Genomic DNA, 12,748 nt, shown 5'->3' on the forward strand with positions numbered 1-12,748 from the left:
ACAGCCGCGGAAATCCGTCGAAGGTGGGGCGGTGTCGGAGTGCGGGGTGTCAGCCGCATGGATGCGGCTGCCAAGCCTACACGGACGTACTTGCGGCGTCCCCGCACTCCGACACCGCCCCGCCATCCCACGGAATGCAGCTCTGGCTCTGGCTTTGGCCGTTGCATTGAGCAGGTGCAGGGCGCAGCCCTGCCGAAACCCTCCCCAACCATGACTGCAGTCACTTGCCCGGACGCGCCGCGCTGGCGAAAGTCGAGGAGTTGACGTGATCGGTCCGGCCTGTTGCCAACCGCACGCAAGCGAGAGAGAGAAACGCTGTGCAACGACGTGAGTTCCTGGCTTTTTCCGGTCTGGGCCTGGCGGGCCTGCTGCTGCCGCATTCCCGCGCCATCGCCGCCGAGCAATTGCTTGCCCCGGTCGACACCACCCAGCGCAGACGCCTGGCCGAGGTCGCGCTCGCCGCCGCCCGCTCGGCCAAGGCCAGCTACTGCGATGTCCGCATCGGCCGCTACCTCAACCAGTCGGTCATCACTCGCGAGCACCAGGTCGGCAACGTGACCAACCGCGAATCGTCCGGCGTGGGCGTGCGGGTGATCGTCAATGGGGCCTGGGGCTTCGCTGCAACGCACCAGCAGACCGAGGCCGCGGTGCGCGCGGCGGTCGAGCAGGCTACGGCAATCGCCCGCGCCAATGCCGGTATCCAGACCCGTCCGGTACAGCTGGCGCCGACGCCGTCAGTCGGTGAGGTCCGCTGGCAGACCCCGGTCCGCAGGAACGCGATGGCGGTGCCGATCCAGGACAAGGTCGAGCTGCTGCTGGCGCTCAACGCCGCCGCGCTGAATGCGGGGGCCGACTACATCAATTCCACCCTGTTCCTGGTCAACGAACAGAAGTACTTCGCCTCCAGCGACGGCTCGTTCATCGACCAGGACATCCACCGCATCTGGCTGCCGTTCACTGCCACCGCCATCGACAAGGCCAGCGGCAAGTTCCGCACGCGCGCCGGCCTGTCCTCGCCGATGGGCATGGGCTACGAGTTCCTCGATGGCGACGCGCGCGGCAAGGTGCAGCTGCCCGGTGGCATCACTGCCTACCGCGACTCCTACGACCCGGTCGAGGACGCCATCGCCGCCGCCCGCCACGCGCGCGAGAAACTGAAGGCGCCGTCGGTGAAGCCCGGCAAGTACGACCTGGTGCTGGACCCGTCCAACCTGTTCCTGACCATCCACGAGAACGTCGGCCACCCGCTGGAGCTGGACCGGGTGCTTGGCTACGAAGCCAACTACGCCGGCACCAGCTTCGCCACGCTGGACAAGCGCGATGCCGGCTTCCGCTGGGGCAGCGACATCGTCACCTTCTTCGCCGACAAGACCCAGCCGGGCAGCCTCGGTGCGGTCGGCTACGACGACGAAGGCGTCAAGACCCAGCGCTGGGACCTGGTGCGCGACGGCATCCTGGTCGACTACCAGGCCACCCGCGACGAAGCCCATATCCTCGGCCGCGATGCCTCGCACGGCTGCAGCTACGCCGATTCCTGGTCCAGCGTGCAGTTCCAGCGCATGGCCAATGTCTCGCTGGCGCCTGGCAGGAAGCCGCTCAGCGTCGAGGACATGATCAAGGACGTGGAGAACGGCATCTACATCCACGGCCGGGGGTCGTATTCGATCGACCAGCAGCGCTACAACGCGCAGTTCGGCGGCCAGCTGTACTACCAGATCAAGGACGGAAAGATCGCCGGCATGGTCGAGGACGCGGCCTACCAGATCCGCACGCCGGAATTCTGGAACGCCTGCACCGCCATCTGCGATGAACGTGACTTCCGCCTGGGCGGTTCGTTCTTCGACGGCAAGGGCCAGCCCGGCCAGGTCTCGGCGGTCTCGCACGGTTCGTCCACCACCCGCTTCAACGGCATCAACATCATCAACACCGCGCGCAGTCTCGGCGCTTGAGCCACCCATCCTTCGACATGGAGAGCAGCCTTGCAAAGACGTGACTTCCTGGCCCTGACCGGGCTTACCGCAGGCGGGCTGATCGTGCCCTCCTTCTTCGGCAAGGCGATTGCCGCCGAACAGCTGCAGAGCACGCTGGACCTGGGGCTGAAGAAGCGCTTGGCCGATGCAGCGCTGGCCGCCGCCCGGCAGGCCGGCGCCACCTACTGCGACGTGCGCATCGGCCGCTATCTGCGGCAGTTCGTGATCACCCGCGAGGACAAGGTACAGAACGTGGTGAACACCGAGTCCACCGGTGTGGGCATCCGTGTGATCGTCAACGGCGCATGGGGTTTTGCCGCCACCAACGCGCTGGGCACGGCCGATGTGGCACGCGCCGCGCAGCAGGCCGCGGCGATCGCCAAGGCCAACGCCGGCGTGCAGACCGCACCGGTGCAGCTGGCCAAGGCGCCGGGCGTAGGTGAGGTGAGCTGGCGCACGCCGATCCGCAAGAATGCGATGGAGGTGCCGATCAAGGACAAGGTCGGCCTGCTGCTGGACGTCAACGCTGCCGCGATGGGCGCCGGTGCCAGCTTCGTCAATTCGATGCTGTTCCTGGTCAACGAGCAGAAGTACTTTGCCTCCACCGATGGTTCCTACATCGACCAGGATGTACACCGCATCTGGGCGCCGATGACCGTCACCGCCATCGACAAGACCAGCGGCAAGTTCCGCACCCGTTCGGGCCTGTCCTCACCGATGGGCCTGGGCTACGAATACCTCGACGGCGCCGCCGCCGGCAAGGTGGTCAGCCCCAACGGCGTGGTCAACTACAGCTCCTCCTACGACATGAAGGAAGACGCCATCGCCGCGGCCAAGCAGGCGCAGGAGAAGCTGAAGGCACCGTCGGTGAAGCCGGGCAAGTACGATCTGGTGCTCGACCCGTCGCACACCTGGCTGACCATCCACGAATCGATCGGCCACCCGCTGGAGCTGGACCGCGTACTCGGCTACGAAGCCAACTACGCCGGTACCAGCTTCGCCACCCTGGACAAGCGCGAGCAGCATTTCCAGTACGGCAGCGAGCTGGTCAACATCTTTGCCGACAAGACCCAGCAGGGCAGCCTCGGCGCGGTGGCGTATGACGACGAAGGCGTGAAGTGCAAGCGCTGGGACCTGATCAGCAACGGCAAGCTGGTGGACTACCAGACCATCCGCGACCAGGCCCACATCCTCGGCAAGACCGAGTCGGACGGCTGCTGCTATGCCGACTCGTGGTCCAGCGTGCAGTTCCAGCGCATGGCCAACGTGTCGATGGCACCGGGCAAGAAGCCGCTGAGCGTGCCCGACCTGATCAAGGACGTGGAGAACGGCATCTACATCATCGGTGATGGTTCGTTCTCGATCGACCAGCAGCGCTACAACGCGCAGTTCGGCGGCCAGCTGTTCTACGAGATCAAGAACGGTCAGATCACCCGCATGCTGGAGGACGTGGCCTACCAGATCCGCACGCCGGAGTTCTGGAACGCCTGCACCGCCGTGGCCGACGAGAGTGACTACCGCCTGGGCGGTTCGTTCTTCGACGGCAAGGGCCAGCCCGGCCAGGTCTCGGCGGTCTCGCACGGCTCGTCCACCGCGCGCTTCAACGGCATCAACGTCATCAACACCGCACGCAGCCTCGGCTGATCGGTCAGGAGCCCTTACACCATGAGTATCTTCACCGAAGCCCAGGCCAAGGCCATCCTCGACAAGGTCATCGCCCTGTCCAAGGCCGACGAGTGCACCGCCGTGCTGGCCGGCGCGATCAACGGCAACATCCGTTTCGCGTTGAACAATGTCTCCACCAGCGGCATCGTCGACAACACCGAGCTGGCGGTCACCGTCGCCTTCGGCAAGCGCGTCGGCACGGCCTCGATCAACGAGTTCGACGACGCCGCGCTGGAACGCGTGGTGCGCCGTGCCGAAGACCTGGCACGTCTGGCCCCGGAAAACCCGGAGTTCATGCCGGCCATCGGCAAGCAGAGCTACCGCGCCAGCCCGACCTTCAGCGAATCCACCGCAGCGATCGACCCGGCCTTCCGCGCCAAGGTCGCCGCTGATTCGATCGCACCGTGCCGTGGTCACGGCCTGATCGCCGCCGGCTTCCTCGAGGATGGCCAGGGCTTCCAGGCCACCGCCAACAGCAATGGCAACTTCGCCTACCAGCGCACCACCAACTTCGACTACACCTGCACCGTGCGTACCGAAGATGGTCGCGGTTCGGGCTGGGTCGGCCGCAACCTGAAGGATGCCGCCGACTTCAAGGCCGACCAGGACATCCGCATCGCCATGCGCAAGGCCACCGAATCGGCCGAAGCCAAGGCGCTGGAGCCGGGCAAGTACACGGTGATCCTGGAACCGGCCGCGGCCGCGGGCCTGATCAGCTTCATGATGAACTTCTTCAGCGCACGCTCGGCCGATGAAGGCCGCAGCTTCCTGTCCAAGAAGGGCGGCGGCAACAAGCTGGGTGAGCAGGTCTACGACCCGCGCGTGACCATGTACGCCGACCCGTGGCATGCCGAGGCACCGGTGCTGCCGTGGGACGGCGAAGGCATGCCGCGCGATCGCGTCGCCATCATCGAGAACGGCAAGATCGCCAACCTGGACTACTCGCGCTTCTGGGCGCAGAAGCAGGGCAAGACCGCCAAGGCAACGCCGGGCAACCTGCTGATGAGCGGCGGTGACAAGAGCACTGCCGAGCTGGTGCGCGGCACCCAGAAGGGCATCCTGGTCACCCGCACCTGGTACATCCGCATGGTCGACCCGCAGACCGTGCTGCTGACCGGCCTCACCCGCGACGGCACCTTCTACATCGAGAACGGCCAGATCAAGCACCCGGTGAAGAACTTCCGCTTCAACGAATCGCCGGTGATCATGCTCAACAACATCGAAGAGCTGGGCAAGCCGGTGCGCGTGGCCGGTGATGAATCCAGCTACGTGATGATGATCCCGCCGATGAAGCTGCGCGATTTCACCTTCACCTCGCTGTCCGACGCGGTCTGATGGATCGCCGGGCCTGCCTGCGCTGGTTGGCCGCTGCCGCTTCGGCGGCGGCGCTGCCAGCGTTCGCGCAGGCGGGCCCGCGCAGTTCGCGCTACGACTTCTGGTTCACCCGCCTGCAGTACGACTCCGGCGATTGGGACGTGGACGCGCGCATGCCGTCCAACCTGATCACCTCGCTGATCGACTACACCTCGCTGCGCGTGGACCCGCAGGAACACGTTGTGGCGCTGGCCGACCCGCGCATGCTGGAAGCGCCGTTCTGCTACCTGGCCGGGCACACACTGGTGGAGTTCAATGCCGCCGAGCGGCAGAACTTCGTGCGCTACGTGCGCAATGGCGGCTTCGTCTTCGTCGACGACTGCAACCACGACATCGATGGCCTGTTCGCCACTTCGTTCGAAGCGCAGATGGGTCGCCTGTTTGGTCCGAAAGCGCTGCAGAAGCTGCCCAACAGCCACGCGCTGTACCGCAGCTTCTTCCGCTTCCCGGACGGCCCGCCCGCCACCAGCTTCGAACTCAACGGCTGGGGCGACGACCTGGTGCATGACTACCTGAAAGGCATCGAGGTCGATGGCCGCCTGGGCCTGCTCTACAGCAACAAGGACTACGGCTGCGAGTGGGACTACGACTGGCGCAACAAGCGTTTCCTGGCCGAAGACAACACCCGCTTCGGCGTCAACATCGTGATGTACGCGTTGAACAATTGATAGGACCTGCACGCCCATGACCTCCCCCGACCTCGATTCCCTGCTGCCGCGCCTGCACGATCTGCGCGCTGCGCTCGCCCGCGCGGTGGTGGGCCAGAACACCGTGGTCGAGCAGCTGTTGATCGGCCTGCTGGCCGGTGGCCACTGCCTGCTGGAAGGTGCGCCCGGGCTCGGCAAGACCCTGCTGGTGCGCTCGCTTGGCCAGGCACTGGAGCTGCAGTTCCGGCGCGTGCAGTTCACTCCGGACCTGATGCCCAGCGACATCCTCGGCACCGAACTACTGGAAGAAGACCACGGTACCGGCCATCGCCACTTCCGCTTCCAGCAGGGCCCGATCTTCACCAACCTGCTGCTGGCCGACGAACTCAACCGCACACCGCCCAAGACCCAGGCCGCGCTGCTGGAAGCCATGCAGGAGCGCACGGTCAGCTACGCGGGCACCACCTATACGCTGCCCGCGCCGTTCTTCGTGCTGGCCACGCAGAACCCGATCGAGCAGGCCGGTACCTACCCGCTGCCGGAAGCACAGCTGGACCGCTTCCTGCTGCATGTGCTGGTGGATTACCCCAGCGAGGACGAGGAACGGCAGATCCTGGAACAGACCACCGGCGGTGCCACCGACGCGGTGCCGAAGGTGATGGACGCCGCGGCCGTGATCGCACTGCAGGCCGCAGTGCGCCAGGTGCACGTCAGCCCCGATGTGCTGGCCTGGATCACCCGCCTGGTGCGTGCCAGCCGGCCGGGCGAAGGCGCGCCGGCGGCGATCAACCAGTGGGTGAAGTGGGGCGCTGGCCCGCGCGCCGGGCAGTCACTGGTGCTCGCGGCGAAAGCGCGTGCACTGCTGCAGGGCCGGTTCGCCGCCACCCGCGAGGATGTGCAGGCACTGGCTGCGCCGGTGATGCGCCATCGCCTGCTGCTGTCATTCGCCGCCGAGGCCGAGCAGAAGCGTGCCGACGACGTGGTCGCCGCCCTGCTGCAGGCCGTGCCGTTCCCGGGTTGATCCACGCGTGAACGCCGGTACCCCGCTGACGTTGCCACCGGAACTGCGTGCGCGCCTGCGCATGCTGCGGTTGCGGCCGCGCCTGGCCAGCGGCGCCAGTGGCATCGGCCAGCACGCCAGCCGCAGCCGCGGTGCCGGTCTCGAATTCGCCCAGTACCGTGCGTACGAGCCGGGGGACGAACTGCGCCAGATCGACTGGAAGCTGTACGCCCGCTCGGATCGCTTCTTCGTACGCGAATCCGAGCGCGAAAGCCCGATCACGGTCTGGCTGCTGCTCGACGCCACCGCTTCGGCCAACCAGGCGGATCGCGCGGCACCGCAGCGCACGCGTCTGGACCATATGCGCGGTGTGGCCGCCTGCGTGGTTGAACTTGCCCTGCAGCAGGGCGACCGTTTTGGCCTGCTGGCCATCAATGGCGATGGCCTGCAGCTGGTGCCCCCGGCAAACGGCGCACGCCAGCGTGATCGCGTGCATCTGCAACTGCATGCCTTGCAGGCGCGCGGCGCTTGGCCTGCTGCCGATCGCCTGCGTCCCCTGTGGGAAAGGGTGCGCCCAGGCGACCTGCTGCTGGCGGTTGGCGACGGCTTCGACGACGCCGGCATCGTGTTGCTGGAACAACTGGCCAGCGCGCGCCGCGAAGTGGCACTGCTGCAGATCCTGACTGCCGACGAGCGCGACTTCCCGTTCGATGCCGGCCACCGCTTCCGCGATCCGGAGACTGGCGAAGAACTGTTGGGCGATGGCGCGGCGATCCGCAACGACTACCTGCAGCGCTTTACCGATGCACGTACTGCATTGCAGTCGCGCCTGCAGTCCAGTGGCATCGCCAGTGCCACCGGGTGGCTCGACCAACCGTTGGACCAGGCACTGCAGGCGCTGTTCGGCCGTGGGGGCGGTGCATGACCCTGCTGTTCCCGCTCGGCCTGGCCGCGCTCGCCGCATGGCTGCTGCCGTTGCTGATCCACCTTGCCCGGCGCCATCCGTATACGCCTCTGGATTTCGCCGCGCTGCGCTGGCTGCGCGCACAGATCCGGCCGCGCCAGCGCATCCGCTTCGATGACTGGCCGTTGCTGCTGGTGCGTCTGCTGTTGCTGGCCGCCCTGGCATTACTGCTGGCACGACCTGCACTGACCGGCCCCGCTGCGCCCCCCACTGCGTGGACGGTGGTGGCCCCTGGGTTGGATGCCGCTGCGCTGCGCGGTACCGGTGCGGACCGCAACTGGCACTGGCTGGCACCCGGCTTCCCTGCCATTGATCAAGCACCGCCTGCGTCCAGCGCGTCGCTGCCCAGCCTGCTGCGCGAACTGGACGCACAGCTGCCCGCGGGCACCGCGTTGACCGTGCACGTTCCCGATCCCCTGCCCGGCCTGGATGGCGCCCGCCTGCAGCTGTCGCGCGAGGTGCAATGGCACGCGCAGCCGATGCCGGTCACACCGCCGCAGACTGCAGCGGCACTGCCGCAGCTACGCATGCACGGCGAGGCATCCGCCACTGCCCAGCACTGGTTGAACGCACTGCAGCGCGCGTGGGGCGTGCAGGCACCGCTCGCTCCGCTGTCGGCAGATGCCCTGCCCGGACGCGGCGAGATCGGCGTGTGGGGCCGCAGCGACGCACTGCCGGCGAACTGGCAGGCGTGGCTGCGCGACGGCGGTCGTGTCGTGACCGCCGGCAAGCCCGCTGCCAGCGCCAGCATCCTGCTGCGCGACGCCGAGGGCGCACCGTTGCTGTGGCAGCAACGCATCGTCCACGGTTATCTGCTGTCGCTGCCGGGCGACTGGAATACCGCCAGCAACGCCGCGCTGCGAGATCCGCGCCTGCCACGTGCCCTGCTGCTGGCGCTGCAGCCCCCCACGGCCCCGCACCTGGGCGATGCACGTGACCACGCACCGCGCCGGGCCGCATTGCCTGCTGCAACACCACCGCTGCGTGAGCCGACGCCTTGGCTGTTGCTGGCCATCGTGCTGCTGTTTGCGCTGGAACGCTGGATGGCCAGCAGTACCCGGCGCAGGGTGGGTGCATGAACACCCTGCAGCACGCCTGGCAACGCGCACGCCGCCGCCGTGCGCTCATCACCCTGCTGCTGGGCCTGCCATGGGCGCTGGCCGCGACGGTGCTGGCCCTGCGCCTGGCCGGTTTCGACATCGCCTGTATGGTCGGCACGGTCAGCCTGCTCGTCTGCGCAGCACTCGCCACTGCGCGTGCCCGCCGGCTGGACCGGCAGTGGCTGCAGCGCCAGCTCGATGGCAGCGGTGCCAGCGAGGACAGTGCCGATCTGCTGTTCGCTGACGCCACCACGCTCAATCCGCTGCAGCAGCGCCAGCGCACGCACGTGCTGGCCACGCTGGAACGCGCGATGCCGGAGCTGCGTCCGCGCTGGCCACGTGGGGCATTGGCGCTGTGCTGGATCGCAGGCCTGGCCGTTGTTGTGCTGGCACTCGGCTGGCCACGTTCGAACCCCGGTTCCGCGCCTGCCCGCACATCGGCGCCCGGCAGCACTGCTGCCGCAGGCCCGCTGCGACTGCAGTCCACCCGCCTGCGCATCGACGCGCCGGCCTATACCGGCCAGGCCACGCTTACCCAGAATGCACTGGATGCCAAGGTCGCCGCCGACAGCCGGCTGTCGTGGTCGCTGCGCTTCGACCGCGCACCGGACAAGGCATGGCTGCAGTTCCACGATGGTCGCCGGTTGCCGCTGAGCGAGCACGAAGGACAGTGGCAGGCGCAGGACGTTGCACGCATGCCGGTGCTGTACCGCGTGGTGAGCGAACCGGCGCTGGCAGAGACCCGCCTGCATCGGCTGGATGTGGTGGCCGACCGTGCACCCAGCGTGCGCGTGCTGGAGCCCGCCGCCAGCCTGGTGCTGGGCACGCCGGGGCAACGGCAGTGGGCACTGCGCTTCGAGGCCAGCGATGATTACGGTGTCGCGGCGCAGGCAACACTGTCGATCACCACCACCCAGGGCAGCGGTGAGAACATCACCTTCGTGAAGCGCAGCGTCATGCTTGCCGGTAGCGGCGAAGCCACCGCGCGACGTTTTACCCATACCCTGGATCTGGCTGCGCTGGGCGCGCAGCCCGGCAACGATGTGATCGCCCAGCTGGAAGTGCGCGACAACCATGCACCCACGCCGCAGACCGGGCGCAGCAGCAGCGTGATCCTGCGCCTGCCCAGCGCCGAAGTCGCGCTCGGTGCCGAACTGGAAGGCCGCATCAAGAAGACCCTGCCTGCGTACTTCCGCAGCCAGCGGCAGATCATCATCGATGCCGAAGCGCTGATCCGGCAGCGACGCAGCCTGGCCGCCGAGGACTTCGTGAAGCGCAGCGATGCGATCGGCGTCGACCAGCGCATCCTGCGTCTGCGTTACGGCCAGTTCCTGGGCGAGGAAAGCGAAGGTGCGCCGAAGCCACCGCCGACCAGCGACCTGCCCACCAGCGATACGCCGGCCGCAGACGACCACGACCATGACGACGACCATGACGACGATCACGACCATGGCGCCGATGCAGACGCGCACGACGCGCATGGCCACGATCACGGCGGCAAGCCGGCCAATGCCGATACGCCACCTGTGTTCGGCAGCGTCACCGACGTGCTCTCCGAATACGGACACACCCATGACCACGCTGAGGCGGCCACCCTGCTCGATCCGCAGACCCGCGCTACGTTGAAGGCCGCGCTGGACCAGATGTGGTCGGCCGAAGGCGAGCTGCGCCAGGGCCGTCCGGAACAGGCATTGCCCTTCGCCTACAAGGCATTGGGCTTCATCAAGCAGGTACAGCAGGCCGAACGCATCTATCTGGCCCGGGTCGGGCCGGAGCTGCCGCCGATCGATGAAGGCCGTCGCCTCGGCGGTGATCGCGCCGGACTGGCCAGTCGTGAACTGCCGTTGGCCGCGCGCACTCCGCCGGATCCGGCCATCGTTGAAGCCTGGCAACGCCTCGGTGATGACAACGGCGCACCGGATCTCGATGCGCTCGCGGCCTGGCAGCAGCGCAACGCGGCCTACCTGCCCGATGCACTGGATCTGGCCGCGGCCATCGAGCAGCTGCGCATCGAACCCGACTGCAGCGCCTGCCGCCAGCGGCTGCGCGCGCAGCTGTGGCGGGCGCTGCAGCGTCCACTGCCGCAGGCGATGCGGCGCAGTGCGGCCGATGCGATGGGCCAGCGCTACCTCGATGCGCTGGAGGCGCAGCCATGAACGCCTCCAGCCTGAACCTGTGGATTGCGCTGGCACTCGCTGTGGTCGTGGTCATCGCCAGCGTGCGCCACCTGCGTGGAAGCACCGCGCACCCGGGCCGCCGGTGGAGCGTGATCGCGCTGCAGATCATCGCCGCCACGCTGCTGTATTTCTGTCTGGTGCCGCCCACCCGTCAGCAACCCGCAGTCGGGCTGGTCGTGCTGGGAATCGATGCCGGCAAGGCCGGCGCACTTCCGGCCAGCGAAGGCCCGCTGTTGCTGTTGCCGGAAGCCACCGATGTACCCGGCGCACAGCGCGTTCCCGATCTGGCCACCGCGCTGCGCCAGCATCCGGCCTCCACGCTCACCCTGGTCGGTGCCGGCCTGGCCGCACGTGACCGCGACGCGGTGCTGCCGCCGGATGTGCGTTGGCAGGCTGCACCGGAACCGCGCGGCTGGATCGCGCTGCAACCACCGGCCGATGTCGCCCCCGGTGCACGCTTCGAAGTACAGGCCCAGGCACGTGGCGCGGTAAAGGCAAAGGCCGAACTGCTCGACCCGGCCGACAGCGTGGTCGATCGCACGGACGTTGCCGACGACGGCCGCGTGCAGTTGAGTGGCATCGCCCGCGCCGAAGGCCGCGGCGTGTTCCAGCTGCGCCTGCTCGATGCCGACGGCCATGTGGTGGACAGCGCACCGGTGCCGCAGCAGACCCTGCCGGCCGCACCGTTGCGCCTGCTGGTGCGTGCCAGTGCGCCGGGGCCCGAACTGAAGTACCTGCGTCGTTGGGCGGCCGATGCCGGCATCCGCGTGCAGGTGCAGGCAGATACGGGGGCCGGACTCAGCATCGGCGATGGCGCGGTGTCGATTGATGCAGCATCGCTCACGCGCAGCGATCTGTTGCTGCTGGACGAGCGCAGCCTCGCGGCATTGAGTGCAGGCCAGCTCGCCGCCGTGCGCCAGGCACTGCGCGAGGGGCTTGGCGTGCTGGTGCGCAGTGCGGGCGCACCTTCAGCCAGCGCGCGCCAGAGGCTGCGCGATCTTGGCCTGCCCGTGCAGGGGGATGGCAGCAGCCGTGCCATCGAACTTCCTGGCGACGGCGAAAGCGCGATCCTCGCCGCACGACGTGGCCCGCTCGCCGCCGGTACGCTGCCGACCGGCTATGGCGATGAGGCAGACCGCAGCTCACACAACGCCGCCCTGCCCGCGTTGGAAGCACTGGCGCTGCAGGTGCCGGGCAGCAGCGCGCTGCTGCACGATCGTGCTGGCAACGACATCGGCGGCTGGCGCGCAGTCGGCAAGGGCCGCATCGGTCTGCTGCCGCTGACCGATAGCTGGCGCTGGGTGCTGGCCGGCCGCGATGACCGCCACGGTGAACTCTGGAGCAGCGTGGTTGGCGCGCTGGCGCGCGCACAGGGCAGCGCTGATGCGCTGTGGTCGCCGCAACCGATCAGCTGGGCGGGCGAACGGCAGACACTGTGCGGCGTGCAGGCGCCGCTGCAGGTCTTCAACAAGCGTGGCGACGATGTACCCCTGATCGTCGATGGAGCGACGTCGGCGCTGCGCTGCGCCGGCTGGTGGCCGCGTGAGGCAGGCTGGCAGCGCCTGCAACATGGCGACAGCGTTGTCTGGCGCTATGTGTTCGACCCGAAGGATGCGCCGACGCTGCATCGGCAGGCGATGATCGAGGCGACCACGCAGGCGTTGGCCTCAAGCACTTCGGCAAACACGCTGATGATGCAGCCAGTACCAGGCTCGCGCTGGCCGTGGTGGCTGGCCTTCGTGTTGTGCGCATCACTGCTGTGGTGGCTGGAGCGACGACGCTGACCCCGGGGTCGGATCCCTTTCGTCCGCGAAAGGGTTCTGACCCCACCGATTGGATCGCAGACAGCAT

Annotated in this window: 9 protein-coding genes; all 9 read left to right on the forward strand. The window is 67.9% G+C overall.

What is annotated here, in order from left to right:
- Positions 1-317: 317 nt before the first annotated feature.
- Genes ABR323_RS09255 through ABR323_RS09295 form a run of 9 tightly spaced genes read left to right on the forward strand, consistent with a single transcriptional unit; the run spans position 318 to position 12,681 of the window.
- Positions 318-1,949 (forward strand): TldD/PmbA family protein, encoded by a 1,632-nt coding sequence (locus tag ABR323_RS09255; RefSeq protein WP_439449065.1) that lies wholly within the window; start codon positions 318-320, stop codon positions 1,947-1,949.
- Between the two features lie 30 nt (positions 1,950-1,979).
- Positions 1,980-3,614, forward strand: a complete 1,635-nt coding sequence (locus tag ABR323_RS09260; RefSeq protein ID WP_439449066.1) for a TldD/PmbA family protein — start codon at positions 1,980-1,982, stop codon at positions 3,612-3,614.
- 21 nt (positions 3,615-3,635) lie between these two features.
- A complete protein-coding gene (locus ABR323_RS09265) occupies positions 3,636-4,970 on the forward strand; it encodes a TldD/PmbA family protein (RefSeq protein WP_439449067.1) in 1,335 nt (444 codons plus the stop codon).
- A complete protein-coding gene (locus ABR323_RS09270) occupies positions 4,970-5,677 on the forward strand; it encodes a DUF4159 domain-containing protein (protein WP_012509667.1) in 708 nt (235 codons plus the stop codon). The genes ABR323_RS09265 and ABR323_RS09270 overlap by 1 nt, the downstream gene beginning before the upstream one ends.
- A 16-nt stretch (positions 5,678-5,693) precedes the next feature.
- A complete protein-coding gene (locus tag ABR323_RS09275) occupies positions 5,694-6,677 on the forward strand; it encodes an AAA family ATPase (protein ID WP_439449068.1) in 984 nt (327 codons plus the stop codon).
- Positions 6,678-6,684: 7 nt separating this feature from the next.
- The gene (locus tag ABR323_RS09280; protein WP_439449069.1) at positions 6,685-7,581 is read left to right on the forward strand and encodes a DUF58 domain-containing protein; all 897 of its coding nucleotides are present in this window, start codon (positions 6,685-6,687) and stop codon (positions 7,579-7,581) included.
- Positions 7,578-8,699 (forward strand): BatA domain-containing protein, encoded by a 1,122-nt coding sequence (locus tag ABR323_RS09285; RefSeq protein ID WP_439449070.1) that lies wholly within the window; start codon positions 7,578-7,580, stop codon positions 8,697-8,699. The genes ABR323_RS09280 and ABR323_RS09285 overlap by 4 nt, the downstream gene beginning before the upstream one ends.
- The gene (locus ABR323_RS09290; RefSeq protein ID WP_439449071.1) at positions 8,696-10,876 is read left to right on the forward strand and encodes a hypothetical protein; all 2,181 of its coding nucleotides are present in this window, start codon (positions 8,696-8,698) and stop codon (positions 10,874-10,876) included. Before ABR323_RS09285 ends, ABR323_RS09290 begins: the two co-directional genes overlap by 4 nt.
- On the forward strand, positions 10,873-12,681 hold the full coding sequence (locus ABR323_RS09295; RefSeq protein WP_439449072.1) for a hypothetical protein: 1,809 nt from the start codon (positions 10,873-10,875) through the stop codon (positions 12,679-12,681). Before ABR323_RS09290 ends, ABR323_RS09295 begins: the two co-directional genes overlap by 4 nt.
- Positions 12,682-12,748 lie beyond the last annotated feature (67 nt).

It is taken from the genome of Stenotrophomonas sp. ATs4, from assembly GCF_051861585.1.
Taxonomy (GTDB): domain Bacteria; phylum Pseudomonadota; class Gammaproteobacteria; order Xanthomonadales; family Xanthomonadaceae; genus Stenotrophomonas; species Stenotrophomonas maltophilia_AS.

Coding starts and splice junctions, on each gene's coding strand:
- ABR323_RS09265 (WP_439449067.1), top strand. CDS start 3,636: ATGAGTATCTTCACCGAAGCCCAGGCCAAGGCCATCCTCGACAAGGTC.
- ABR323_RS09270 (WP_012509667.1), top strand. CDS start 4,970: ATGGATCGCCGGGCCTGCCTGCGCTGGTTGGCCGCTGCCGCTTCGGCG.
- ABR323_RS09275 (WP_439449068.1), top strand. CDS start 5,694: ATGACCTCCCCCGACCTCGATTCCCTGCTGCCGCGCCTGCACGATCTG.
- ABR323_RS09285 (WP_439449070.1), top strand. CDS start 7,578: ATGACCCTGCTGTTCCCGCTCGGCCTGGCCGCGCTCGCCGCATGGCTG.
- ABR323_RS09290 (WP_439449071.1), top strand. CDS start 8,696: ATGAACACCCTGCAGCACGCCTGGCAACGCGCACGCCGCCGCCGTGCG.
- ABR323_RS09295 (WP_439449072.1), top strand. CDS start 10,873: ATGAACGCCTCCAGCCTGAACCTGTGGATTGCGCTGGCACTCGCTGTG.